A 25038-nucleotide genomic window follows, 5' to 3' on the forward strand; every position below is an offset into this window, starting at 1 on the left:
AATGCGCGAATCGGCGTTCCATTCGCGCGCAACGCGCGCGCGGGGTTCAGGCGCTGCGTTTTCCGCCGCCGGCCAGGGCCTCGGCATTGAGCGGCGACGGCGGACGCCCGGCGTCGGGGCCGCGGTCCAGCGCGGCGATCAGATTGGCCACCGCCAGCGCGACCATGGCGCGGCGCGTGGCCAGGCTGGCGCTGGCGATATGCGGGGTCAGGACCACGTTGCGCAGCGCCAGCAGGCGCGGATTGACCGCCGGCTCGCCCTCGAACACGTCCAGGCCGGCCGCGGCCAGGCGCCCGGCCGCCAGCGCGTCGGCCAGCGCCGCTTCGTCGATCAGGCCGCCGCGCGCGATGTTCGTGAGGGTGGCGTGCGGGCGCAGCCGCGCCAGCGCGGCCGCGTCGACCAGGTGATGATTGGCCGGCGAATACGGCAGCACCAGGACCAGGTGATCGGCGCGCTCGAACAGCGCTTCGAAGCCGACGTACTCGGCGGCGTGCTCGCGTTCCACCGCGTCGGGCAGGCGGCTGCGGTTGTGGTACAGCACGCGCATGCCGAAGCCGGACGCGCGCCGGGCGATGCCGCGGCCGATCCTGCCCATGCCGAGGATGCCCAGGGTGGCGCCGTGGATGTCGCCACCCAGCAGCGATTCGAAACTCCATTGCCGCCAGTGGCCGTCGCGCAGCCAGCGCTCGGCCTCGGTGATCCGCCGTGCGGTCGCCATCATCAGGGCGAAACCGAAGTCGGCGGTGGTCTCGGTCAGCACGTCCGGGGTATTGGTGGCCAGGATTCCGGCCGCGCTCAGCGCCGCCAGGTCGAGGTTGTTGTAGCCCACGCCGACATTGGCGATCGCGCGCAGGCGCGAGGCGCCGGCCACCTGGGCCGCGCCGATCGCGTCGTTGAGGGTGACCAGGGCGCCGTCGGCCTGGCGCAGGGCCGCGGCGACCGCGTCCGGGCTGTGCTGGGTGACCGCGGCGGTGCCGACCACGTCGAAGTGCTCGTCCAGCCGCCCGATGATGTCGGCGAACAGCGGTTGCGAGACCCAGACGCGTGGACGCTCAGCCATCGGCGTCGCCGGCCGGAATGCGCGGCGTCACTTCGCCCACGTCGCCGCACTGGGCGCGGTGGCGCAGGGCCTGGTCCATCAGCACCAGCGCGACCATGGCCTCGCAGATCGGGGTGGCGCGGATGCCGACGCAGGGGTCGTGACGACCGGTGGTGATCACTTCGACCTCGTTGCCGTGCACGTCCAGGCCGCGCCCGGGCAGGCGCAGGCTGGAGGTCGGCTTGAACGCGGTCGAGCAATGCAGTTGCTGGCCGGTGCTGATGCCGCCGAGGATGCCGCCGGCGTGGTTGGAGGCGAAACCGGTACGCGACATCTCGTCGCGATGCTCGCTGCCGCGCGCGGCCACCGCGGCGAAACCGTCGCCGATCTCCACGCCCTTGACCGCGTTGATGCTCATCAACGCCGCCGCCAGTTCGCCGTCGAGCTTGCCGTAGATCGGCTCGCCCCAGCCCGGCGGCACGTTGTCGGCGATCACGTCCACGCGCGCGCCGACCGAGTCGCCGGACTTGCGCAGCGCGTCCATGAAGGCCTCCAGCTCGGCGACCTGGGCCGCGTCGGGCCAGAAGAAGGGATTGTCCTCGACCACGCCGAGGTCGTAGCCGTTGGGGAAGATCTCGCCGATCTGCGACATGAAGCCGCGCACCCGCACCCCATGACGCTCGGCCAGCCACTTCTTGGCGATCACGCCCGCGGCCACGCGCATGGTGGTCTCGCGCGCCGAGGACCGCCCGCCGCCGCGCGGATCGCGCAGGCCGTACTTCTGCCAATAGCTGTAGTCGGCGTGGCCGGGACGGAACTGCTCGGCGATCGAGCCATAGTCCTTGCTGCGCGCATCGGTGTTGCGGATCAGCAGCGCGATCGGGGTACCGGTGGTGCGTCCCTCGTACACGCCGCTGAGGATCTCGATCTCGTCGGCCTCGCGCCGCGCCGAGGTGTGGCGGGTCTTGCCGGTGGCGCGGCGGTCCAGATCGTGGCGGAACTCCTCCGGCGCGATCGCCAGCCCCGGCGGGCAGCCGTCGACCACGCAGCCGATCGCCGGGCCGTGGCTCTCGCCGAAGGTGGTGACCCGCAACAGGCGGCCGAAGGTGTTGTTCGACATGCGTCTCTCTCGTCAGCCGCGGCGCGCGCGTTTCACAGCGCGCATGCCGCCATTTCGGTTTCGGCCTCGCGCATCAGCGCCAGGCGGTCGCGGTCCGGGCCTGCGCCGTCGCGGGACAGCGCGATGTAGAACTCGTGGCCCTGGGTGGCACTGAACGACCGCTCGCGCAACGCCACCAGGCCCAGCCGATTCAGATCGTCCAGCAGCAGGCGGAACCAGCTCGGGGTGAAGCACCAGGCGTGGATATCCAGATAGGCATCGTGCTTGCGCACCGCGTCCATGCCCGTATTCGCGTCCTGGACAGTGTGCACGAACTCGACCGAACTCAGCGAGCGCCCCGCCGCCAAGGCCGCGTCCCAGGCGATCCGCCCGTCCAGCTTGACCACGTTGAGGAAGTAGTCGGCGACCTGGCCCGGACTGTGATTGCGCCGGCCTTGCAGGTGCGCGTCGATCAGCTGCGACAGCCCGGTCAGGGCGCGCAAGCGGTCGAAGCAGTAACGCTGGTCGGGCACCGCCAATGACAGCACCCCGCCCTCGCGCAGCAGCGTGTCGCAGTCGTTGAGGAAGCCGACCAGATCGGGCACGTGCTCGATCACATGCGAGGCGATGACCCCATCGTAGTGCGCGCTCCGCGCCGGTCAGTTCGGCATAGCGGCCGCCCTTCCAGACGAAGTCGACCTCTTCGATCGCGTCCAAGTCGACGCCGCGATCGCGGTACTGGTGCACCAGCGCCGCGCGATCGGCGTGGTCCAGCACCTCGACGTCGTAGCCCTCGCGCCTGGGCGCGACGGGATTGTGCGAGGGGCCGATCTCCAGACCACGGCTTCGCGCATCCAGCGGAGCCAGTATGCGCGCCTTCCTGTCCATGCCGGCCCGGATCAGCCGCCGCGCTGGCTCGCGAGCTCGGCGATGCGGGCGTGGTGCTCGACCAGATCGCCGCGCTCGGCGACGAAGATGCCCATCTGCCCGACCTTGAACTCGACCCAGGCCAGCGGCAGCTCGGGCAGCAGCTCGACCAGGGCACGCTCGGCCTCGCCGACTTCGCAGATCAGCAGCCCGTGCTCGCTCAGATGGTCCGGGGCGTCGCGCAGGATGCGCAGGGCCAGGTCCAGACCGTCGTCGCCCGCGCGCAGGCCCAGCTCGGGCTCGTAGGAGTACTCCTTGGGCAGCGCGTCGGTTTCGTCGTTGGTGACGTAGGGCGGATTGGTCACGATCAGGTCGTAAACCTCGCCCTGCAGGCCGTCGAACAGGTCCGACTTGCGCAGCTCGACGTTGTCGGCGTGCAGGCGGGCCTTGTTCTCGGCCGCCAGCGCCAACGCGTCGTCGTTGATGTCGGCGCCGTGCACCAGCCAATCGGGGTGGTAGTGCGCGGTCGCGATCGCGATGCAGCCCGAACCGGTGCACAGGTCCAGCGCGCGCTCGACCTGACGGCCGCCCAGCCAGGGCTCGAAACCCGACTCGATCAGCTCGGCGATCGGCGAACGCGGCACCAGGGCGCGGCGGTCGCTCTTGAAGCTCAGGCCCGCGAACCAGGCCTCGCCGGTCAGATAGGCGGCCGGGATGCGCTCGCCGATGCGGCGCTCGAACAGCGCCAGCACCGCGTCCTTTTCGTCCGTGGTGACCTTGGCCGCGCCGTAAACCGGGCTCAGATCGTGCGGCAGATGCAGCGCATGCAGGACCAGTTGGGTGGCCTCGTCCAGGGCGTTGTCGTAGCTGTGACCGAAGGTCAGCCCGGCCCCATTGAAGCGACTGGCGCCGTAGCGGATCAGGTCGATGACAGTCAGTTGCTCGAAGGTGGCGGAGGGCACGGCGGATCCGGAAACGTAACAGGGCCGCGCATTATAGCGGCCCGCCGCCCGGCCACGGCTGCCGCGCTCCGGGCGCGGCGGGACTCGCGGACCGGATCACCCGGCCAGCCGCACCCCGCCGGCGGCGCTTAAAGACTCAATTCGTAGGCTGCAGCATCAGCCTGCGCGGCCACCGCCGACACCAGCGACCGGTAGACCATAGCCCCGACCGCGACCTGCGCGGCCCCCGCCAGCAACAGCAGGCCGAACACCAGCCCGGTCTCGGGCACATGCAGGGGCAGTTCCATCATCAACGGCAGACTGACCATGGCCAGTCCCAGCAACCAGGCGATCGCGACCAGCTTCCTGGCCGCCCGCAAGGACCGCGCCCCACCCGCCGCCGCCCCCTGCCCCGAGCCATCCAGCAGGCGCCGGCCCGCCAGCGCCACCAGACAGGTCGCTAGCACGGAGGCCCGAATCTGCAGCATCCCGGCCGTGATCGCGCCCCACTTGGACAACTCGACGACGTTCAGGTTGGTCCCGCTGATCCCCAGCACCGCCACCGCGACCGCCAGCAACAGGACCGCGAAGCCGGCCAACACGCCGCCTTCGACCATGCGCACGGAGGCGGACCAGTCGAAGTCCGGGTTGGTATTGCCGGCGGAGTCTTTTTCGGTCATGGCCTGCCTACTACCCTGCGTCCCTGCTAAGACACCTGACGGTTCACTTTAACGCCAGAACCGCATTCCCTTACAAGCATCCAATCTACTGAATCTGTTCGGGCAAGCTGCAGGCCTTGTAGTAAACCTGGCAGTCCTTGGCGCCGGACTTCTCGCACTCGCGCATCCCATGATCAGCAGCAATCTCGACAGTTGGACCACCTTGAGACCGCGAGTACCCGAAGCCTGCAATCACCACCGCGCACTGGTTGTCATAAATCAGATTGATCCTGCAATTCCGCCCCCCCTTGGCGCGACAATCAGCGATCGCTTCGTTCTTCGCCCGTCGCTTACTGCTCGCAGCCACTGAGACCCCAATTCCTACATTGGTCTCGCCAAAATCGAACGCAATGGCGCCCCAGCGACTTTGCCAGCGCGGCCCCGTATTACCTGTATCGCCAGCTTGCGAACCAGGTAAAGGCACGCAATTCACTACTCCTTGCTCTGGCCCTGGGGATTGTATATAGCCCGGAGGGCATTGACCCTCACCTTTTGCGCGTAGGCTGGCGGTCATTAGAGCTATTCCCGCGATGTACACCATCCAATTACTCATGAAGCAGCCCTCCTCGGCGGAGCCTCGGCGTTAACGCTTGGCGTACGATTTGCGAGACCTGGAAATGCAGTCGGCCCTGTCTCCACACCTGAGGGCAATTGCGCGCGCGCAGCAGGCGGCACGGATCCATTCGAGCCTGATGCTCCCTGAGCTGCCCCAGCGCCGAAACCAAACGCTGATGTAACTGCGAAATTCCCCACCGTCCCTTGAAAAAACATCGCGGCCGCTGGCGGCACCGTAACGATCAACACCGTCAGCAACAGTCCGATACCGCCCTGCTGCATCGCTTGAGATGTCAAGCCTTCAGTATCCGTACCCAGAATGCCGTTGACCAATTTGGCCATCCACAATGCCTTGGCCACATCCACCGCCAGTTCCAGAGCAATCGCAGTCACCACGCTCAGCATCGCCATCGAGAACAACGTACCGATGCCGTACATCAACCATTTTCGGAACAGGTCCTTGGTCTGATCGAACATCAAACAAAGAATGAACAGTGGTCCAAAGCCAATAAACATCGCGATAGTGAACTTGTACAGCAACAGCATCGCGCCCGCCGTCATCGGCGGACTGGCGGTGCCGAAGCCTGCGAATAGCAGCGCCCGCGCTTTTTCGTCCTGCATCTGTTGGTCGCCATCGACGATCTGAACCGCATCGATGGCATTCAGCGCTACCTGCATGTAGACCAGGTTCTCGTCGATTGCGTCTGCCGAAGTGCGACCACTATCGCCTGTAAGTAGCCCGTGCACTTTGGCATCGAGATCCGTCACCAGCAATCTATACGTCCCATCGGTGTAGTTCGACCAAATGCCTGCCACGACAAGAATCGCCACGATGCGTATGGAATTGGTGGTCAGCGCTATCATGGACTCGCGCGACTGCCCGGTAACGATGCGATAGCCGGCGAGCAGGATCCACAGCGTGAACAAGGTCAGCGAAATGCCCACCGCAAAATCGGTGAAATTCCCCAGCGTCTGTATGCCGAACGCTTCAACCTTGGCGTTCAGATAGTCGTTGACCAACTTGAAGAAGACAAAATCGCCTATGCCGGCCGCACGCGGCGATAGCGCGTCCCAGCCGGTAGCGAAACCGCCGAGCCATTCCAAAACTGCTTGCATCATTCGCTTCCTGCGGGGCGGAGCCCGAATTGACTAAGACGGCAACACACCTGCGCTGCGAGCAATTCAGGGCTTCAAGGCAGCCTTAAGCGCCGCAGCCTGAACCACCTGCCCAATAATGGCGTCAGCACCCTGTCCCTTCTTGCCGCGCATCGCACGCTTAGCCAGGCGGGTCTGATCCCATTTCAAAGACTCGATATAGCTGTGGTAGGCGGTCATGCGGGCCTGCCAGTAGTCGAGGTCCATCGAGGTGCGCGCCACGAATCGCTGGACCTCGTTGTCGTTGGCCGCCAACGCCCCTTGCTCATCCCCGACGTTGTCGCGCTGCCGCTGCACGTCCTGGAACTCTCGATTGCGCTTCATCAGCGTCTTGAGCATGCGCACGGACTCGTTGTACTTGGCGTTCTCCGCCTGAACCATGCGCTCGCAGATCTTCTGCTGCTCGTCCAGTACTTTGCCGTCCATCTTCGGCTGCGCCGCCGTGAACACCCGGGTCAGCAAGCTGCTCGCGCCGCCTTCGCCGTTGCCCTTGGCGGGGCAGCTGTCCGCCATCCCGTAGTTCAGATCGCGCTCGGGAAAGGTGTCCTCCATCTCCGGATCGCCCATGTTCAGGCGCTGCAGACGTATCAACTGCTGCTGATAGTGCTTGTAAGTGTCGTTGTAGGACTTGTAGGTCTCGCCCCAGCGCTGCGCCTGCAGCGCGAACTCTTGCGAGTCGGCGAAGGTCTGCCTGATCTGCCCCATGATCAGGCTGGGATCCTGGACGATCCATTGCGCGGCCGCCGGCCCGGACGCCAAGCCGCAAACGGCCAGTAGCGCGATGGTGCAGCGGCGCTTGCGCGACAAAGACGGGAAGCTCCATTTCATCGTATTCATCCTCTCGCGATTCATTTCGCGACCGACCTGGCACAGAAAATAATGTGGAATTAATACACAGTTATTGATCCAGTAAGATCGCGACTAAAACCAACAACAACGCGACCTTGATCACATTAGCGCCAGTTTACGACGCCAGCACAAGAGGGGTTTTCCACTAGATCGAAGTGCTATTCAGCGACCCGATGATTATCAACTGATAATTCGTGCCATATCACACAAATAATCACCAAATTCCGCCTAATAAATACCCACGATAAAACTCACAATCGAAGCAAGGGCGGACACGGCGAGTTTTGTCTTCATGGCGAACGGAACGGCGCGTACGAGCCGTTCCATCGGCGCCCAAGCGCCAGCCTCCTTGCTCGCAGGCTTCCGACGACGGGCCGATCCCCCACCCGCTGCGGCGCTATGCCGCACCCGCCCTGCGCGGCCGGCCCGGTATCATGCGGGGGATACCCCTGTCGGACCGGCCATGTTCAATCGCACCACCGTCATCGTCCTCGTCGCCGCGCTGGCCGCTGCGCTCGGCCTGTGGGCCGCGCAACGCTACTTCGGTGCGGCCGCGCCCTCGCAGTGGCCGCAGACTCAGGCCGTGCGCCTGTTCTCGCCGCCGCGCGAGCTGCCGGCCTACTCGCTGCGCCAGTCCGATGGCACCGCCTTGGTGCCAGGCGAGCTCAAGGGCCACTGGACCCTGGTGTTCCTGGGCTTCACTCATTGCCCCGACATCTGCCCGACCACCCTGGGCGAGATGGCGCAAGCGCAGAAGCAGTGGGCCTCGATCCCGGAAGCGCTGCGCCCGCGCGTGCTGTTCGTGTCGGTCGATCCGGAACGCGACACGCCCGACCGTATCGGCGAGTACGCGCATGCCTTCCACAAGGACACCCTGGCCGCGACCGCGGATCTGCCGGCGCTGGAGCGCTTCGCCAAATCGCTGAGCATGGTGTTCGCCAAGGTGCCGCCGCCGGAGGGCGTGCCGGCCAATCAGTACTCGGTCGATCACAGCGCCTCGATGGCGGTGCTGGACCCGCAAGGCCGCATGGCCGGTTTGATCCAGCCGCCGCTGGATCCCAAGGCCATCGCCGCGGACATGGCCGCCCTGACCGAGGCCATGCCGTGAGCCTGCTGACCACCTTCACCTACATCCTGCCGCACCGCGCGCTGTCGTCGATCGCGCGCGCCCTGGCCTACTCCAGCCGCCCGGCGGTCAAGCAGTGGCTGATCGACACGGTCACGCGCAAGTTCGGCGTCGACCTGTCCGAGGCCGCCGAATCCGATCCGCGCGCCTACCCGACCTTCAACGCCTTCTTCACCCGCGCGCTCAAGCCGGGCGCGCGCGTGGCCGATCCCGATCCGCGCAGCCTGCTGATGCCGGCCGACGGCCGCATCAGCCAATGCGGGCCGATCGTGCACGGCGACATTTTCCAGGCCAAGGGCCAGTCCTTCACCGCCGCCGAGCTGCTGGGCGACGAAGCGGCGGCCGAGCCGTTCGAGAACGGCGTGTACGCGACCGTGTACCTGTCGCCGAAGGACTATCACCGCGTGCACATGCCCTGGACCGGCACCCTGCGCGAAACCGTGCACGTGCCGGGGCGTTTGTTCTCGGTCGGTCCGGACGCGGTGCGCAACGTGCCGCGCCTGTTCGCGCGCAACGAACGCCTGGTCTGCCACTTCGATACCGACTTCGGCCCGATGGCGGTGGTAATGGTAGGCGCGCTGCTGGTCTCGGGCGTGGAAACGGTGTGGAGCGGCGTCGAGATTCCGCGTTACGCCGATACCGTCACGGTCAAGGACTATCGCGGCGCCAACATCGCGCTGGACCGTTTCGCCGAGATGGCGCGCTTCAATTACGGCTCCACCGTGATCGTGTTGCTGCCGCCGGGCGTGGCCGCGCTGTCGCCGGCGCTGGCCGCGGAGACGGCGGTGCGGCTCGGGCAGGCGCTGGCCACTCTGACCGACTGAAGACGCCGGCGCGCCAACCCCTCTCCACTGCGGAGAGGGTTTGGGCAAACACCAAGTAGCTCAGTAGATCGGCGTAGCCACATAGGCCATGCCGGCGCCGGTCTGCGGATTGATCGCCTGTCCGCTGATGCGGCCGAAATCGTCGATGTCGGTCGCGGTGGTCAGGCGCGGGCCGTCGGCGGGGAAATCCGCGATCAGATCGCGCAGGCGATGCACGCCGCCGTCGCGCCACAGCACCGCATCGCAGGCCGCCATGCTGGCATCCGTGCAGGAACGCCCCACCGCGTGCTGCCACAGGTTCAAGCCGTTGGCCTGCGCATTGAGGTGGCCAGCCAGTTTCGGCAGCGCGCGCATGCCGCCATGGCGCGTCCACAGGAAGGCACCCCAGTCCGGCGCGCCTTCGTCAGTGAGCGACTGGTTGCCGAAGCCGACCACATCGCCTTGCGGGTTGATCGCCATCGGCGTGTTCCAGGCCGCGCCGCCGATATCGCCCAACACCGTCGCCCGGCCGCGCTCCCACAGTACCGCGCGGATCGCGCTGAACTTGCCGACCGCGTCGTCGCAGATGCCGGAAATGCCGACCACCTGGCCGCGGTCGTTGATCGCGGTGGCGGCGCTCACCGTATCGCCGGCCGCCACCACCGGCGGCAGCTCCTGGATGCGGTTGCGGCGCGGCTCCCACAGCGCGGCGCGGAACTGGAACTTCTGCGGCAGCGTGCAGCCGACCGGGTCGCGCACCGCGGTCTCGGCCCAGCCCACGACCTGGCCGAAATTATTGGCGCCGGTGGCGAACCCGTGGGTGCCGCCGAAGGTCGGCAGGGCCTGCATACGTCCGTCTTCCCAGACGAAGCCCAGGCACTGATAGCGCGGCGTACCGGCCGGCCGCGCGAGCAGGAACGACGAGCAGCTCCAGTCCTCGTTCTCGCTGTCGATCATGTTGGTTTCGGCGATGCCGGCGACGATGCCGCGCACGTTCTTCACCGGCCAGACCACGGCGCTCTGGCGCTCCGGGCTACCCAATGTGCCCAGGTCGGTGATCTGCTGGTTGCGCCAGAGCACGGCGTGGCGATGCGACGGCGCGGGCGCGGTCAGCGTCGAACGGCCGGCGACCCAGCCCAGATCATTGATGCTGGTGGCGGTGCTGGAACCGCCCAGCGACGGCAGGTAATCGATGCGATAACGCGGTGGCGCGGCCTGGGCGGTGCCGATGGCGAACAGACTCAGACTCAACAGCGAAACGGGCAGCGAGAGCTTCATGACGGGGCTCCTTCGGGCCGAGCGCGGTCGTCGCGATGCGCGAGCGCGATCGGCGTGGATGTATCGACGGTGATGCGATTGCGCGCCGGCGGCGCAGCGTCTGTATGCGCTGGGCTACGGCCGATTACTCGCCGTTTTCGGACGACTTCCTACCGCGTGACGCATGCGAATTTTCGCGCGCAGTCCGGAAGCGGAAAGATGTGCGCAGGCTGCGGATTGACGCTGCGTAGAACGTCGATTGGAGCGGCCACATCGAATCGAATCGAATCGAATCGAATCGAATCGTTATCCAATGTAGCGACCGACCTGGCTCACGGATCGACGCTCGCTACGATGAATCGGCCTGCGCGCACGCCGGTGCCACGGCAATAGCCGGACACTGGCGGAAACGCCGTGAGCGCCGGCCGCGGCGCAGGCGATCGCGAATCGGCGGCCGATCGTCAACGGCGATGCCGGCGACGCGCGCCGGTGGGCGCTACATCGAGCGCGCGGTCCGTTGGCTTTGCTGCTGCTCCTGCTGCTCGCTCTGCGGCGAGGGCGCGGCGCTCAGGCGCTGTTGCAGTTCTTCGCTGCGACCGCGCAACGCGTCGGCCAGGGGCATCGATGCGATCCGGCGACCGGGATCGCCCAGGTCGCCCTGCACTACCAGCACATTGGGCTCCTGCCCGGGCGGCGAGCGCCCCAGCATCACGTGGTCGATGCGGTCGAAACGGTGCTGCGCGGCCAGGCAAGCCACGTTGAGATCCAGGCATGCGCGCGCATCGCCGCTCACCGCGCCCAGCTGAGCGTCTAGGCCGCGGCCCTGATCGCGCGCCTGCCGCAACAGTGGATGGTCCGCGCGCTCGGGCGCCACTGGCGCATCCACGTCCAGGCTTGCGCGCAGTCCGGGCGCGCGGGGGTCCACGTGCAGCAGTTGGCTGACGTTGCCATCGCGGGCCAGGTTGAGGTCGGTGGTGCCGTCGCGGTTGCGCACGCGGCTGAGATCGTTGCGCGCGACCTCCGACCACTGCCCGTCCAGGTAGGCGCGGCCGGGTCCGTCGCGGTTCCAAAGCACGAAGTCGTCGCCCTGGGCGTACAGCCCGCCGGTGGCGCGGTTGCGGCCCTCGGCTTGCGGGCGGCCGTAGGCATAGCCCGCGCCGCGGTCCAGGGCATCGATGAACGCCGGCGCCTGCTCCTTCTGCAGGAACAGCTCCTTGATGGTGGTGTACTCGGCGCGCTGGTTGGGACGGGTGGCGTCCTGGCCCAATTGCGAAGGATTGGCCAGCGGATCGGCGAGCACGCTTTGCCACGCGGTATGCAGGGGGCTGCGCGCATCGGCATTGCGTAATGCGACCACCACCTCGGCCCCGGCCAGGGTGGCGTCGCGGCCGGACTCCATGTAATCGCCGTTGGCGCGCAGCATGCGGCCGATGGCCTGATTGACGTCCGCGACGCTGTCGTGGGTGCCGTTGTTCATGTCGCGCAACAGGCCCGGCGCCCAGCGATCGCCGCTCTGGTTCTCGACCTTGGCGACCATGGCCGCCAGGCGGATCTGATCGTCCGGTGTGGAATTGCGGAACAGCGCGGTCTGACGTACCTGCGCCAGGGTACCGGTCATCAACTCCTCGACCTGGGCCGCATCGCGATCGTGGATGTAGGTGACGCCGGCATCGGAGCGCAGGAAGGTATTGAGGTTGCGTTCGATGCGCGCGTCCATCGGCCGGCCGTTCTGCGCGTCGATGGTGTCGCCGTTGCGGGCCAGGTCGGCGGCGGTCTGGCGACGCTCGGCCGCGCTGAGCGCGGTGCCGGCCGGCTGGGTGGCGGCCCAGGCCTGGTAGGCATTCAGCAGGGACGGAATCACTTCCGGGTGCTGTCCCAGATCGGTCTGCAGGGTGCCGATGGAATAACCGCTGTTGCCGACCGGGGACATGCGTCCGGTATCGGCATCGCGGTTGCCGGCGAAGGACAGGCGCGTGGACACGTCGCGCCCGCCGATGCTGCCTTCGGAGCCCACGCCGATGGCGAAATACGCCACCGCGCGCAGTTCGGCATCGGTCAGCGGGCGCGGCGCGGCGGCGGGCGCTACTTGGTCTGCGGGTACGTTCATCGCGTCGCCTCCTTGGCTTGGTCGCGCTCAGTCTTGCTCGGCGTCTTCTTCGCAGCCGCTGCTGTCGTCGGGCACGGCTTGGCCGGCCCCGGCGGGGTGCAGTTTCAGGTAAGGCCGGTAGCCGTCGCCGGACTTGCGGTACCAGCCCAGCACGGCGCCTTCGCGCGCCAGGTAAGCCGATTCCTCGCCGTAGTTCGGGCAGGCGGGGATTTTGCCGTCGGCTTCGCCTTCGCTGCACAGGCGCAGATACAGACGGCCGTCGCGCAGCTCGCCCTGCAACTGGCCGCTGTCGCCACGCGCGCGGGTGCCGTCGTCCCAACGACCGCTAACGCCACTGCCGGACTCGGCCAACTCCAGGTGGGCGCTGTGCTGCCAGCCGCAGGACTGGCGATAAGCCCATTGACCCGAGAATTCTTGCTTCGGCGCCGCCGCGACGGGTGCGACCGCGGGTGCGGGCGCTGGTGCAGCGGCGGGCGCGGGCGCGGCGGCGGTCCGATCGGGGGTCGCCGCCTCGGCCGGCTCGACGGCGGCGCTGTCGGGGCTGGGCGACTTGGCGGCGCAGGCCGGCAACGCCAACAAGGCGGCTAAGGCGAAAGCGCTGAAACAACGTCCTGTAAGCATGGGGCCACCGAGGCTCCTGTCGGTGGCTCAGTAGTAGCACGAGGCTCGGACCGACGACAAGGCAGATCGGAGGCGTACAAAGCATGCCGCGACGGCTCACCCGAGTGAGGCGATACCTGCGCGACTGCGTGCGTTCGGCGCCTGCGCGACCCGCGCGGCCGCCAGCATGGATCGAGCTACCGTCGTGGCGATCGTGGCGCCGGCCATGCGAGCAGGCGCAGTTATCGGCGCTGCTCCAACTCGCCTAATTCGCGCTCGAACCTCACGACCAGGGCCGGGTCGGCGTCCTTGCGGTGCTGGTCGAGAAAGCGCCGCAGTTCGCTGCGGTACTCCTCGACGAACTCGGGGTTGTCGGGGCTCGCCGCCAGTTGCGCGGCCGCCCTGTCCACCGGCCCGCGCGCCTGCGCGACCACCCAACGGCGCCCGTAGTCCGACTCGTCGCTCATGATCGCGACGTTGCGCTCGAAGCCGGGCACGTACTTGACCACGAACCGCTGGCCCTGCGGCGGCAGCAGGATCTCGTTGCGGATCGGGTAGATGCTGGCCGACATGGTGTCGAACTCGATCTTGACGTCACGCCCGTCGGCGGTGCGCAACACCGCCCAGTAGTCGGAAATGTACTGATCGTTGAGGGTCGAGTTGGTCAGCTCGGAGTGCACGATCACCGCCGTGCCGCGGCTGCCGTAGGCATTCAGGAACCATGCGTTGAGAATATGACCGGTGAAGATGTTGAGCTGGCCGCCGATGAAGGCCGCCAGCAACAGCAGCATCCAGCGCGCCTTTCCGGTCCACCGCACCATCAACAGACTCGCCGCCAGCGCCAGCAGGACCAGCGCCAACCACGACCAGAACGGATGGTGCGCGAGCGCGTAGAAGAAGCCGGAAAGTACGATCATGAGGCGAGAGCGATCCGTGGCGGGTCGTACTCATATTCGCATCGTTGTACGCCCTGTTGCACCAGATCCGGAATCGGCGCTGGACAAAGACGGCATCGCCGCAGAGAACGGCGATGCCGCTGCCTAGACGCCTGCGATCAGGGCGGATCGCAACAGGCGATGCACGAACCACCCGAGCCGATGCCGCCGTAGCCGTTGGGACAGGTCCAGCAGGTATCGCAACCCGGCGGCGCGTTCGGGGTCGATGCGGTGACCTGCATGAACGCCGACATACCCAGCAGCAGCGATGCCGCAGCGATGGCGATCCATTTCGTCTTGCCTTTCCTTGATTCGAACACGGTCCTCTCCTTGTCCTCGATGGCGCCGAACTGCAGCCGAACCGGCGGCGGCGCCGAAGTCCGCCGGTCGATAGGCGGCGGCCGCTAAGGCAGCGTGGCCTGATGCGGCAGCGCGACGGCGCCGGGCGGATCCCGCGGCACGTCCTTCTCGGTGAGCACGCCGTACTTCACGTAACGGATGCGGCCGTTGCGCTCGACGCTGAGCAGCGCCGGCACGGTGCGCACGCGCATCAGGGCGCGGGTGCGCGCGTCGGTCAGGGCGACGGTCGGAATCTTGGAACCGTGCTTTTTGAGAAAGGCGTCGGTCGCCGTGGCGTCGCGCAGGGAAACGCCGTAGAACTCGCTGCCGCTCGCGGCGGCGCGACTATAGATGCGCTCGATGTGGGGCGCTGAAGCCGCGCAGAACCGGCAGTCGGGCGAAAACACGTACAGGAACTGCATGCCGGACGCCGGCGCGCCCAGGCGCACGACGCGCTCGGGATTCTGCACCAGCGGCCGCACGATCACCGGCAGGTAGTCGCCGCTTTGCGCGCGCCCGAGCTGGGTCCGGGTTTCCTGCAGCTGCTGCTGCAACTGACGCTGGCCGTATGCGGACCAGAGCGAAAAACCCGCGGCGCCGATCAGCAGCACGTACAACAACATGTCCGCGATCGATCCTTGCATGCTCCGTTTCGACATGGCGCTCCCTGCCCTGGACGACGACGCTTCGATGCGGCGGACGATTGCCGCTGTGTCGCTCGTTTATAGGGCGAGGCCGCAGGCCGTACAAGACGAATGGCCCGTGTTTGCGCCGAGTCGAATAGGCAGCGGTGCCAATCGCAAGCACTGCTTATAGACAAAAGGCACAGATTGCGTGCTGACGTGCTTCAGCGCTCGCGCACCGACAGGCCGATCCAGGTCTGCGCCAGCCAGTAGGTCGCCAGCACCACCACGCTCGCGGTCGCGAACGGCGCGGCGAAGCGGTCGATCGCCAGGCTGGCATCGGAGATCACGAAACTCAGGCCACCCAAGGCCGCCAGCGCGGTCGCGCGCGTGCGCTGCCGCCACCACACCGCCGCGGCCTGCGCAGCCATCGCCGCCAGCACCGCCACGTAGATCACGACCGGTACGCGCAGCTCGCCCGGCAGATGCGACCACAACACCGCCAGCACGGCGGCGGCGAGCGCAGCGTAGGCCAGGAACGGCCACAGCGTCGCGAATGCGCGCGCCCTGCGCGTGAACGCGATCAGATAGGCCAGATGCGCGCACAGGAAGCTGCCCAGCCCGAACACGAACCAGTCGCCGGGCAGCATCAGGAATACGTCGCCCAAGGTCGACAACGCCAGGCCAACCAGGATCGCGGGCCGATACTTCGTGCGACCCACCGGCAGGCGCCAGACCATTGCCAGCACCAGCAAGGTCGCGGTGGGTTTGGTCAGGTAGTGCAGCCAGGGTAGCGGCGCCATCGCACCGACGATCGCGAGCACCGACGCCAGCGCGATCGCGGGCAGCCAGTAGCGCGCGCCGCCGTCGCCGGAGTTCGCGCTGTCGATGTCATCGGTCCGTCCCACGCCCTGCCCCTCCATTTACGACGCGGCCCGTCGCTGTTCGATGATCGCCCGCATGTAGCCGCGCAGTCGCGCTTCGCAGCGTCGGGTTGCGACGTCTATCGAAGTTTCGGCGCCGACGCACGATCGCTCCATCGCCGCCGCCGAGCGCTCGACGTCGCCGCGCAGCCCCGAGGCCAGGGCCTGCAGACGCGGCATCAGATAGGGTACGTCGCGCCGCAGCGCGGGCGTGAGGCCGACGGCTTCGACGTGGCCGGCGTCGCCGCTGGCCATGCTCCGGCAGAACGCGATCTCGGCGCGCATCAGCAGCAGGACGCTGCTCATCGAAGCCAGCGAGGCTTCGTCCAGCGCCGCCACGCTACGGTTCAAGGCGCGCTCCACCTCGTCGACCCGTCGCCAGTCACCGCGGTTCTGCAGCGCCTTGAGCTGGAACCATTCGTCCTGCAAGGGCAGCGCATCGGCGCGCTCGGCCAGCACGCGCATCTCGTGCTCGGGCAATTCGTCGGCGGTGACGCCGCGCAAGGAACGGCCCATCAAGCGCATCCACACCAGCCAGGGATCGGTATGCATGTCGGAAGGCCAGTGCCGCAGCCGCAGCAACTGCAATCCGTCGGTGGCCAGGGACTTGGTCTGATAAGGCAGGAGATTGCAGGCGAAGCCGGCGAAGTTGAGCAGCGCGAGCGCGATGCACAGCAACTGCCAGTGCGAGGCCTCCATCGTCGCCAGCAACGCCGCCAGCGACAGGGTGAGGACCAGATTCGCCAGCGGCCCGCCCAGCAGCATCACCGCGAAGTCGCCGCGCGGCGGCCGATCGGGATCGGGGAACGCGACCACGTAGCCTCCGACTTCGCGCACATGCCGACGCTCACGTGGTCGCGGGCGCCAGCCGCCGACCACCGGGTAGAACTCGACCGGTCCGATCGCCACGGCAAGCACGATCATGCGGCGCAGGCGCGCGCCCAGGTAGTGGCCAAACTCGTGCACCGCCAGCGCCAGGTAGGTCAGCGCCATGAACAACAGGACGCCGGCCGACAGCGCCCAGAATCCGGAGAGCGGCTCGACGATGGAACTGCAGGCCAGCGCGGCCCCGAGGACGCTCAGCGCCGCCAGAGCAGCGGCCAGCGCCTCCATCACCCGGTTCAGCCGCGGCGACCAAGACCAGGGCGCCGTCGCGCCCTGGTCCGCATGCTTTTCGTCAGCGGCGTCCATGCCGACGGCGCTTACTTACAGTCGTCGACCTTCAAGGTCTGGCCCGGGCGGATCGAATAACGAGGCGCCTTCAGGCCGTTACGCTTGGCCAGCTTGCCGGTGTCGCACTGGAACTTCTGCGCGATCGAGGTCAGGGTTTCGCCGCGCTGCACGCGATAGCTCTTGGGCTTTTCTTTTTCCTTGGCCTTGGGCGGGTCCTGCGGTGCCGGCGCGATCGCGACGGTACCGTCCTCGCCCCTCTCGGTGGAGGTCACCATCGTCACCGGACCGGTGCGCACGATCGCCGTAGTCGGATCGCTGAGCATCAGAGTGCGGGCCAGATCGGCGCGCGCGCCCTGCACGCACCAGCGGTTGTACAGGCCGACGATCTTGGTGGTGGCGTTGAGACTGGTGCCGGTCGGCAGGTAGCTGTCGGCCTGGTAGCGCGGATTGAGATTGCGCAGGACGCGCATGTAGCCGTCGCGGGTGCCGCCGTTGCCCAGGCAGATGGTGAGCTGGTAGATCGAACTGGGCTGGCTCAGGCGCAGGCTGGCCGGCTTGGGATCGACCTTGGGGAAGCTCAGGCCGTATTCCTTCGGGTGCAGGAACAGCCAGGCCGCGGCGATCACCATCGGCACGTAGTCGCGGGTTTCGGGCGGGAACTGGTTGTAGACCGACTCGTCCCAGAAATTGCGGCCGCCGCTGGCGTTGAACACGCGCTGGGCGCGGCCCTCGCCGCCGTTGTAGGCGGCCAACGACATCTCGATGCTGTTGTTGAGCGCGGCCATGCGTTCGTTGAGGTACTCGGCGCTGGCCTGGGCCGAGGCGCGCGCGTCGTAGCGGGTGTCGAAGCCGGTGCCGTCGTCGCCCAGGCCGAAACGCTTGCCGGTCGCGTACATGAACTGCATCGGGCCGGCCGCGCCGGCGCGCGAGGTCGAGTGCACGCGGCCGTTGGATTCCTTGGCCATGATGCCGAACAGCAGCGCCTCGGGCAGGCCGGCGCGCTCGTACTGCGGCCACATCATCTGGCGCATGTACTGGTAGTTCTCGTGGCTCTGGATCAGCGAGCCGCGCATGTCGGTCAGCCAGCGGCGGATGCCCGCCTGCACGGCCGGGTTGTACTGCACCATCTTCACGAAGCGCTGGCCGTCGGCGTTGAGCAGGGCGGCGGCGCGCGCGGCCTGCGGCACGTCGGCGGCCAGCGAGCCGTCGGTGTCCAGCAGGGTGTCGTCCTCGTCGTCGCCGGCGTCGGCGCGCGATTCGGCATCGGCATTGGCCTTGAGCAGGCGCTTGTAGCTGGTCAGCATGGTGGTCAGCTGGCAGCCCTTCTGCTTATTGCAGGCGGCGATCACATCCTCCATGTCCTCCAGCGCCGAGTCGCTGAGCTTCTGGCCCTCCGGATCGGCGTTGCGGATCTGCACCAGGGCGGCGCGGTACTTGGCCTCGGCGGCCTGCATGCGCTGGTTCAGGGCGTCGACGGCGGCCTGGTCGCGCTTGGACAGGGCCGAGGCATCGAAGGACAGCGCGGCCAGCGCGAGGACGGCGACGGGCGCGAAGGCGCCGGAAAGACGGGCAAATGGGGGCATGGACGACAAGGGCAGCGAAGGGTCCAGGCAGGGTAGCCGCGGGGTCCATGCGGGGCAAGGAAGCGTGAGCGTGCGCACCTTGCCGGTTCATCTGGCGCGGGCGGACACCGACACGCCGATGCGACGCTGCCGCTAGAATCGACCGATCTTCCAACGGACGCGGATATGGACTCGACGCAGAACGCCATCCTCCTGGGCAAGGCGGTGACCACGCCCGAGAGCGGCCAGGTCTACCTGCAGGCCAAGCTGGGCAACCGCCACGGCCTGGTCGCCGGCGCCACCGGCACCGGCAAGACCGTGACCCTGATGACGATCGCGGAAGGCTTTTCGCGCCTGGGCGTGCCGGTGTTCCTGGCCGATGTGAAGGGCGATGTCGCCGGCCTGGCCGTGGCCGGTACCGCCAACGACAAGCTGCTGGCGCGCGTGGCCGAGCTGGGCGTGCCCGATTGGACGCCCGAAGCCAGCCCCACCGTGTTCTGGGACTTGTTCGGCAAGCTCGGCCATCCGGTGCGCACCACCGCCAGCGAAATGGGCCCGACCCTGCTGGCGCGCATCCTGGAGCTCAACGACACCCAGTCGGGCGTGCTCGACATCGTGTTCAAGCTCGCCGACGACCGCGGCCTGCTGCTGCTCGACCTCAAGGACCTGCGCGCGCTGCTGGCACTGGTGGCGGAGGAGCGCAAGGACATCTCGACCTCCTACGGCCTGGTCAGCACCCAGTCGGTGGGCGCGATCCAGCGCGCCCTGCTGCGCCTGGAACAGGAAGGCGGCGACGCCTTCTTCGGCGAGCCGGCGCTGGAGCTGACCGACCTGATGCGCACCGCGCCCAACGGCCGCGGCCTGATCAACATCCTCGCCTCCGACCAGCTGATCATGAAGCCGCGCCTGTATTCGAGCTTCCTGCTGTGGCTGCTGTCGGAGCTGTTCGAGAACCTGCCCGAGGTCGGCGACCTCGACAAGCCCAAGCTGGTGTTCGTGTTCGACGAGGCGCATCTGCTGTTCGACGACGCCCCGCCGGCCCTGCAACAGCGCGTGGAACAGGTGGTGCGCATCATCCGCTCCAAGGGCGTGGGCGTGTATTTCTGCTCGCAGTTTCCCGACGACGTGCCCGACGACATCCTCGGCCAGCTCGGCAACCGCGTGCAGCACGCGCTGCGCGCGTTCACCCCGCGCGATCAGAAGGCGGTCAAGACCGCGGCCGAAACCTTCGTGCCGAACCCCGCGCTGAACGTCGCCGAGGCGATCTCCAAGCTCGGCACCGGCGAGGCACTGGTTTCGACCCTGCAGGACAAGGGCGTACCGATGCCGGTGGAGCGCACCCTGATCGCGCCGCCGCGCTGCCGCATGGGCGCGATCACCGAGGCCGAACGCGCGCAAGTGCGCGCCGGCAGCCCGGTGGGGCATAAGTACGACACCGCGATCGATCGCGAATCGGCCTCGGAAATGCTGGCCAAGCGCGCCGAAACCGCGGCCACCCAGGCCGAGGCGCCGCCGGCCAAGACCCGCGAACAGGACGAGGCCGAGCAAGGCGGTTTCGGCCAGGCGGTCAAGGACGCGGTGTTCGGCACCAAGCGTCGCCAGGGCATGGTCGAGACCATGGCCAAGCAAACCGCGCGCACCGTCGGCAACCAGATCGGCCGGCAGATCCTGCGCGGCCTGCTGGGCGGCATCTTCGGCGGGCGCAAGTAAGGCTTAGCCGGTTTCGTCCGACGCGAAGCCGGCCCCACACCGGCAGCGCCCACTTTCCACCCGTTCGCATCGCGAATATCCGTTTCGACCATCAACCAGGAGCGTGTCCGTATGAACCCGAAGTTGCTCGTGCTCGCCAGCGTCGCCCTGATCGCCCTCGCCGGCTGCGAACCGCAGAAGCCGACCGAACCCGCCGCCGATGCGCCCAAGGCCGAAGCCGCGGCCGCCCCCGCCGCCGCGCCGGAACCGGCGCCGCCGGTCGCGCCCGCGCTGGACCCCAAGGCCTTCGCCGGCACCTTCAGCGGCACCCTGCCCTGCGCCGACTGCCCGGGCATCAACACCACGCTCGAGCTGAAGGCCGACGGCACTTACGCCGTCGCCACCAGCTACCAGGATCGTAAGAACAGCGAGACCAAGGGCGACGGCACCTGGACCGCCGAGGAAGCCGGCCAGCGCATTCGCCTGGATCCCAACAGCAAGACCGTGGAAGACAGCCTGTACCAGGTGGTGTCGGCCGACGAGATCCGCGCGCTGGACAAGGAAGGCAAGGCGATCGACAGCCAGGCCAACCTCAGCCTCAAGCGCCAGGCCGCGGCGCTGTAACGACGCATGGGCCGATGGCGACCTCCCGCGGAGCACAGCACCGCCCTGATCACGCGGGAGGGCCACGCCCGGCTCAAGCAGGAGCTGGACGAGCTATGGCGCGTCCGCCGTCCTGAAGTGGTGAAAGCCCTGGCCGCCGCGGCGGCCGAGGGCGACCGCTCGGAAAACGCCGAGTACATCTATCGCAAGAAGCAGTTGGGCGAGATCGACCGTCGCGTGCGCTATCTGAGCAAGCGCGTGCCCGCGCTGCGCGTGGTCGAGACCGCGCCCACGGACCCGGACGCGGTGTATTTCGGGGCCTGGGTCGAAGTAGAGAACGTCGCCGACGGCGAATTGCAGCGCTATCGCATCGTCGGCCCGGACGAGACCGATGCGCGCCTGGGCCACATCAGCATCGATTCGCCGCTGGCGCGGGCGATGCTGAAGAAGCGCGTCGACGACGAGTTCGAGGCGGCGCTGCCCGGCGGTGCGACACGCTACGCGATCGTGGCGGTGGAGTACGAAGGCTGAGCCCGCAGCGCGCCGGCCCGCAGCCTCAGCTCCCCGCCTCCAGCTGCGCGTCGATCAAGGCGTCCGGGCTGGGCGTCTCGTCCATGTACACCGGCGCCGATTTGCTCGAGAGCTTGCGCTCCGGGTCGTAACGGTAGGCCTCGTCGCCCTTGCCGCTGTCGTTGACGCGGCCGCGTTGGACGATGCGCGCGCCGGTCAGCAGGTTCCAGCTCAGCTTCAGGGTGTCGTGGCTGTTGGTGCGGCTGTAACGCTCGGCGTCCAGACCGATCAAGCGCATGCGCTTGGTCTGAGGGTCGTAGCGATAGCGATAGGTGGTGGCGGTGGCGGTGGTGCCGCCGGTGAGGTCCTCGACAATCAGCACGCCCTTCTTGAACGACAGCGAGGCCGAGCCCAGCGGCGCGACCTCGAGCGCGGCTTCGCCCGTGGGCGTATGGCCCAGGTCGAATTCGTCCCGGTAGCCCAGCATCACCTTCAGCAGACGCTTCTCGTCGTTGCCGCCGACGTAGGCGGTGTCGCCGATGCCGTCGCCGTTGAAGTCGCCGTCCAGACGGGTCTCGACGCGCGAGTCGTCGGGGAGATAGTCCACCAGCATGCTTTCGGTCATCGGCTCCAGCTTGGGCTCCTGCGCCCACGCCGTGCCGGCGACCGCTAGCGCCAATCCGATCCCGACCCACATCGTCCTGCTGCGTTTCATCGTCCGTCCCCTGTGTCGATCCCTGGCGCGCATCCTACCCTCGCGCCGCTCCCCAGGTTCACGCGAAAACGCCGGCGGCCAGGACAGGCTGCCGGGATGACCGCCGCCGGCTAGCGCGCCTAAGATGGCCGCAGGCGCAGACCACGGCGGGAGACGGAATTTGGAATTCGACGCCCAACTACGCGGCCTGCTCAGCGCGATCGCGATCGGCCTGCTGATCGGGGTGGTGCGCGAGCGCGCCCACCTCGGCGAGCGCACCGCGGTGGCGGGCGTGCGCACCCATGCGGTGGTCGCGATCGCGGCCGCGGCGGCAGCCCTGCTAGGCACCGTCGTGCTGGCGGCGCTGGTGATCGTGGTGGGCGCGCTGTCCCTGGCCAGCTATCTGCAAACCCGCAGCGACGACCCGGGCCTGACCGGCGAGGTCGCCCTGCCCGCCACCGCACTGTTGGCGGCCTTCGCCCAGCGCGAGCCGGCCCTGGCCGCCGGCCTGGGCGTGATCGTCGCCGGCTTGTTGTTCGCCAAACAGCCCCTGCAGGCCTTCGCGCGGCGGGTGGTGTCCGAGCGCGAACTGCAGGACGCCCTGCTGCTGGCCGCGGCGGCCTTGATCGTGCTGCCGTTGCTGCCCGACACCGCGGTCGACCCCTGGGGCGTGCTGGTGCCCTCGGCCTTGTGGCGCCTGGTCGTGCTGGTGATGGCGGTGGGCATGCTCGGCCATATCGCCCTGCGCAGCGTGGGCGCGCGCTGGGGCCTGCCGGTGGCCGGCTTTTTCTCCGGCTTCGCCTCGTCGACCGCGGCGGTGGCCGGCTTCGGCGAACGCAGCCGCAGCGAGCCCGGCCTGACCTCGGTGTCCGCGGCCGCGGCCCTGCTCGCCAACCTGGCCTCGTTGGCCTTGTTCGCCGGCGTGATCGGCACCGCCGCCCCCAGTCTGCTGCGCGCCTGCGCCTGGCCGCTGGCGGCCGCGGCGGCGGCGCTGACGATCGCCGCGGCGCTGGGCCTGCATCGCAGCGGCGGCAGCGACGCCTTGCCGAAGGCGCCGGCCGCGCGCGCGTTCCGCTTGAGCCAGGCCTTGGTGCTGGCGGCGGTGATCGCGGCGGTGCTGCTGTTGTCGGCGTGGATGCGTCACCTGTTCGGCGACACCGGCGCGCTGGTCACCGCGGTGTTGGTGGCCTTGGCCGAACTGCACGCGGCCGCGGCCAGCGTCGCCCAGCTCACCCAGTCCGGCGACCTGAGCCTGGAACACGCGCGTTGGGGCGTGGTCGGCCTACTCGCGGCCAGCGCGGCGGCCAAAACCGTGCTGGCCTTCGCCAGCGGCAATCGCCGCTACGCCCTGCATGTCGCGGCCGGCCTGATCGGCATGGCCGCGGCCAGCGCCGCGGCGACCTGGGCGACGTCCTGAGCTAATTCAATCCTCGAACGCGACTTCGCCGTAGAGGTCGTGTTCGTCGCTGCCCAGGATCTGCACATCGACGAACTCGCCCGGCTGCAGGCCGGCCTCGAAGCCGTTCTGGATCTGGACCAGGCCGTCGATGTCCGGCGCATCGCCCATGCTGCGCGCGATCGCGAGTTCGCCGTCCAGCGCGTCGACGATGCAGCGTTGCACGCTGCCGACCTTGGCTTCGAGCTTGGCCGCCGATATCTCGGCCTGGCGCTCCATGAAACGCGCCAGACGCTCCTGCTTGACCTCTTCGGGCAGCGGATCGGGCAGCGCGTTGGCCTGGGCGCCGTTGACCGGCGAATAGGCGAACGCGCCGACGCGGTCGAGCTGGGCCTCGTCGAGGAAATCCAGCAACTCTTCGAACTCGGCCTCGGTCTCGCCCGGGAAGCCGACGATGAAGGTGCTGCGGATGGTGATGTCGGGCGCGATGCCGCGCCAGCGCTGGATGCGCTCCAGGGTCTTGTCGACCGCGCCGGGACGCTTCATCAGCTTGAGCACGCGCGGGCTGGCGTGCTGGAACGGAATGTCCAGGTACGGCAGCAGGATCGGCATGCCGTTGGCGCCGGTCTGCGCCATCAGCGGAATGATGTCGTCCACGTGCGGATACGGATAGACGTAGTGCAGACGCGTCCACAGGCCGAGCTCGCCCAGGCCTTCGCACAGCGCCTTCATGCGGGTCTGGTAGGTCTTGCCGCGCCATTCGCGCTCGGCGTACTTCACGTCCACGCCGTAGGCCGAGGTGTCCTGCGAGATCACCAGCAGTTCGCGCACGCCGCCCATGGCCAGCTTCTCGGCTTCGCGCAGCACTTGATCGACCGGGCGCGAGACCAGATCGCCGCGCATGGACGGGATGATGCAGAAGCTGCAGCGGTGATTGCAGCCTTCGGAAATCTTCAGATAGGCGTAGTGCTTGGGCGTGAGCTTGACCCCGATGCCCTCCTCGGCCTCGAACGCGCGGCGCGGCACCAGGTCGATGAAGGGATCGTGCTTGGGCGGCAGCGCGGCGTGCACCGCGGTCATCACGCTGGCGTAGTCCTGCGGGCCGCTGATCGACAGCACATCGGGGTGGGTCTCGCGGATCAGCTCCGAGCGCTTGCCCAGGCAGCCGGTAACGATGACCTTGCCGTTCTCGGCGATGGCCTCGCCGATCGCATCCAGCGATTCGGTCACCGCCGAATCGATGAAGCCGCAGGTGTTGACCACCACCACGTCGGCGGCGTCGTAGCTCTGGACGATGTCGTAGCCCTCCACGCGCAGCTGGGTGAGGATGCGTTCGGAATCGACCAGGGCCTTGGGACAACCGAGGCTGACGAAACCGACTTTGGGATTGGCTAAGGACATGCGTGCGAGGGCCTGGCGGGACGCTCGGCCACGCATGCGCGCGGAACCGGGGCGTACTGGCTGAGTAAGGGGT

Annotated in this window: 24 protein-coding genes and 1 pseudogene; 6 read left to right on the forward strand and 19 right to left on the reverse strand. The window is 67.9% G+C overall.

Going from position 1 to position 25038, the window contains the following annotated elements; translation table 11 throughout:
• Positions 1 to 46: 46 nt before the first annotated feature.
• From ASE35_RS06835 to ASE35_RS06865, 8 genes and pseudogenes are all read right to left on the reverse strand, one after another.
• Positions 47 to 1060 (reverse strand): D-glycerate dehydrogenase, encoded by a 1014-nt coding sequence (locus tag ASE35_RS06835; RefSeq protein ID WP_056175475.1) that lies wholly within the window; start codon positions 1058 to 1060, stop codon positions 47 to 49.
• Complete coding sequence (gene aroC, locus ASE35_RS06840; RefSeq protein ID WP_056175478.1) at positions 1053 to 2159, reverse strand: chorismate synthase; 1107 nt, start codon at positions 2157 to 2159, stop codon at positions 1053 to 1055. The genes ASE35_RS06835 and aroC overlap by 8 nt, the downstream gene beginning before the upstream one ends.
• Positions 2160 to 2191: 32 nt before the next feature.
• A pseudogene (locus ASE35_RS06845) lies at positions 2192 to 2782 on the reverse strand (hypothetical protein); the annotation flags it as partial.
• Between the two features lie 255 nt (positions 2783 to 3037).
• Entirely contained in the window at positions 3038 to 3967 is a 930-nt protein-coding gene (gene prmB / locus ASE35_RS06850) for a 50S ribosomal protein L3 N(5)-glutamine methyltransferase (protein ID WP_057159522.1), read from the reverse strand.
• Positions 3968 to 4095: 128 nt separating this feature from the next.
• Positions 4096 to 4626 carry a hypothetical protein gene (locus ASE35_RS06855; protein WP_057163295.1) on the reverse strand — a complete coding sequence of 177 codons (531 nt, stop codon included), beginning with the start codon at positions 4624 to 4626 and terminating at the stop codon, positions 4096 to 4098.
• Between the two features lie 85 nt (positions 4627 to 4711).
• On the reverse strand, positions 4712 to 5218 hold the full coding sequence (locus ASE35_RS20650; RefSeq protein ID WP_082611144.1) for a DUF4189 domain-containing protein: 507 nt from the start codon (positions 5216 to 5218) through the stop codon (positions 4712 to 4714).
• Entirely contained in the window at positions 5215 to 6336 is a 1122-nt protein-coding gene (locus ASE35_RS06860) for a type IV secretion system protein (protein WP_157489298.1), read from the reverse strand. The genes ASE35_RS20650 and ASE35_RS06860 overlap by 4 nt, the downstream gene beginning before the upstream one ends.
• A gap of 66 nt (positions 6337 to 6402) precedes the next feature.
• A complete protein-coding gene (locus tag ASE35_RS06865) occupies positions 6403 to 7203 on the reverse strand; it encodes a DUF4141 domain-containing protein (protein ID WP_235570006.1) in 801 nt (266 codons plus the stop codon).
• Between the two features lie 484 nt (positions 7204 to 7687).
• Between ASE35_RS06865 and ASE35_RS06870 the strand changes: the two genes are divergently transcribed.
• Positions 7688 to 8332: an SCO family protein gene (locus ASE35_RS06870; protein ID WP_056175493.1), complete on the forward strand. Its 645-nt coding sequence runs from the start codon at positions 7688 to 7690 to the stop codon at positions 8330 to 8332.
• On the forward strand, positions 8329 to 9174 hold the full coding sequence (asd, locus tag ASE35_RS06875) for an archaetidylserine decarboxylase (protein ID WP_057163297.1): 846 nt from the start codon (positions 8329 to 8331) through the stop codon (positions 9172 to 9174). The genes ASE35_RS06870 and asd overlap by 4 nt, the downstream gene beginning before the upstream one ends.
• A 60-nt stretch (positions 9175 to 9234) precedes the next feature.
• Here asd and ASE35_RS06880 read toward each other — a convergent pair whose 3' ends face one another.
• The 9 genes from ASE35_RS06880 to ASE35_RS06915 all read right to left on the reverse strand — a co-directional run bounded on the left by ASE35_RS06880 (position 9235) and on the right by ASE35_RS06915 (position 18693).
• Complete coding sequence (locus ASE35_RS06880) at positions 9235 to 10431, reverse strand: hypothetical protein (RefSeq protein ID WP_057163298.1); 1197 nt, start codon at positions 10429 to 10431, stop codon at positions 9235 to 9237.
• Between the two features lie 475 nt (positions 10432 to 10906).
• Complete coding sequence (locus ASE35_RS06885; protein ID WP_057163299.1) at positions 10907 to 12517, reverse strand: XVIPCD domain-containing protein; 1611 nt, start codon at positions 12515 to 12517, stop codon at positions 10907 to 10909.
• Positions 12518 to 12544: 27 nt separating this feature from the next.
• A complete protein-coding gene (locus ASE35_RS06890; protein ID WP_157489299.1) occupies positions 12545 to 13138 on the reverse strand; it encodes a hypothetical protein in 594 nt (197 codons plus the stop codon).
• 221 nt (positions 13139 to 13359) lie between these two features.
• Positions 13360 to 14034, reverse strand: coding sequence for a hypothetical protein (locus ASE35_RS06895; RefSeq protein ID WP_056175507.1), 675 nt, complete (start codon positions 14032 to 14034; stop codon positions 13360 to 13362).
• A 137-nt stretch (positions 14035 to 14171) separates the two neighbouring features.
• The gene (locus ASE35_RS21080) at positions 14172 to 14372 is read right to left on the reverse strand and encodes a hypothetical protein (RefSeq protein WP_157489300.1); all 201 of its coding nucleotides are present in this window, start codon (positions 14370 to 14372) and stop codon (positions 14172 to 14174) included.
• An 84-nt stretch (positions 14373 to 14456) separates the two neighbouring features.
• The gene (locus tag ASE35_RS06900; protein ID WP_057163301.1) at positions 14457 to 15035 is read right to left on the reverse strand and encodes a TlpA disulfide reductase family protein; all 579 of its coding nucleotides are present in this window, start codon (positions 15033 to 15035) and stop codon (positions 14457 to 14459) included.
• Positions 15036 to 15238: 203 nt separating this feature from the next.
• The gene (locus ASE35_RS06905; RefSeq protein ID WP_235570007.1) at positions 15239 to 15922 is read right to left on the reverse strand and encodes a lysoplasmalogenase; all 684 of its coding nucleotides are present in this window, start codon (positions 15920 to 15922) and stop codon (positions 15239 to 15241) included.
• 15 nt (positions 15923 to 15937) lie between these two features.
• A complete protein-coding gene (locus ASE35_RS06910; RefSeq protein ID WP_057159531.1) occupies positions 15938 to 17128 on the reverse strand; it encodes a M50 family metallopeptidase in 1191 nt (396 codons plus the stop codon).
• 11 nt (positions 17129 to 17139) lie between these two features.
• Complete coding sequence (locus ASE35_RS06915; RefSeq protein WP_057163304.1) at positions 17140 to 18693, reverse strand: transglycosylase SLT domain-containing protein; 1554 nt, start codon at positions 18691 to 18693, stop codon at positions 17140 to 17142.
• A gap of 165 nt (positions 18694 to 18858) precedes the next feature.
• Between ASE35_RS06915 and ASE35_RS06920 the strand changes: the two genes are divergently transcribed.
• From ASE35_RS06920 to greB, 3 genes are all read left to right on the forward strand, one after another.
• Positions 18859 to 20382 carry a helicase HerA-like domain-containing protein gene (locus ASE35_RS06920; protein WP_056175523.1) on the forward strand — a complete coding sequence of 508 codons (1524 nt, stop codon included), beginning with the start codon at positions 18859 to 18861 and terminating at the stop codon, positions 20380 to 20382.
• A 111-nt stretch (positions 20383 to 20493) separates the two neighbouring features.
• Positions 20494 to 20985 carry a copper resistance protein NlpE gene (locus tag ASE35_RS06925; RefSeq protein ID WP_057163305.1) on the forward strand — a complete coding sequence of 164 codons (492 nt, stop codon included), beginning with the start codon at positions 20494 to 20496 and terminating at the stop codon, positions 20983 to 20985.
• Positions 20986 to 20991: 6 nt separating this feature from the next.
• Positions 20992 to 21495, forward strand: a complete 504-nt coding sequence (gene greB, locus ASE35_RS06930) for a transcription elongation factor GreB (RefSeq protein WP_056175529.1) — start codon at positions 20992 to 20994, stop codon at positions 21493 to 21495.
• A 25-nt stretch (positions 21496 to 21520) separates the two neighbouring features.
• On the opposite strand, the gene ASE35_RS06935 is transcribed toward greB, so the two are convergent.
• Positions 21521 to 22189, reverse strand: coding sequence for a hypothetical protein (locus ASE35_RS06935; RefSeq protein WP_157489302.1), 669 nt, complete (start codon positions 22187 to 22189; stop codon positions 21521 to 21523).
• Positions 22190 to 22349: 160 nt separating this feature from the next.
• Here ASE35_RS06935 and ASE35_RS06940 point away from each other — a divergent pair, with 160 nt between their 5' ends.
• Positions 22350 to 23585 carry a DUF4010 domain-containing protein gene (locus tag ASE35_RS06940; RefSeq protein WP_162259026.1) on the forward strand — a complete coding sequence of 412 codons (1236 nt, stop codon included), beginning with the start codon at positions 22350 to 22352 and terminating at the stop codon, positions 23583 to 23585.
• Positions 23586 to 23591: 6 nt separating this feature from the next.
• Here the strand turns inward: ASE35_RS06940 and rimO are convergent, their stop codons facing one another.
• Positions 23592 to 24965 carry a 30S ribosomal protein S12 methylthiotransferase RimO gene (gene rimO / locus ASE35_RS06945; protein ID WP_057163308.1) on the reverse strand — a complete coding sequence of 458 codons (1374 nt, stop codon included), beginning with the start codon at positions 24963 to 24965 and terminating at the stop codon, positions 23592 to 23594.
• Positions 24966 to 25038 lie beyond the last annotated feature (73 nt).

Origin of the sequence: Lysobacter sp. Root916 (assembly GCF_001429785.1) — a bacterium.
Taxonomy (GTDB): Bacteria; Pseudomonadota; Gammaproteobacteria; order Xanthomonadales; family Xanthomonadaceae; genus Lysobacter.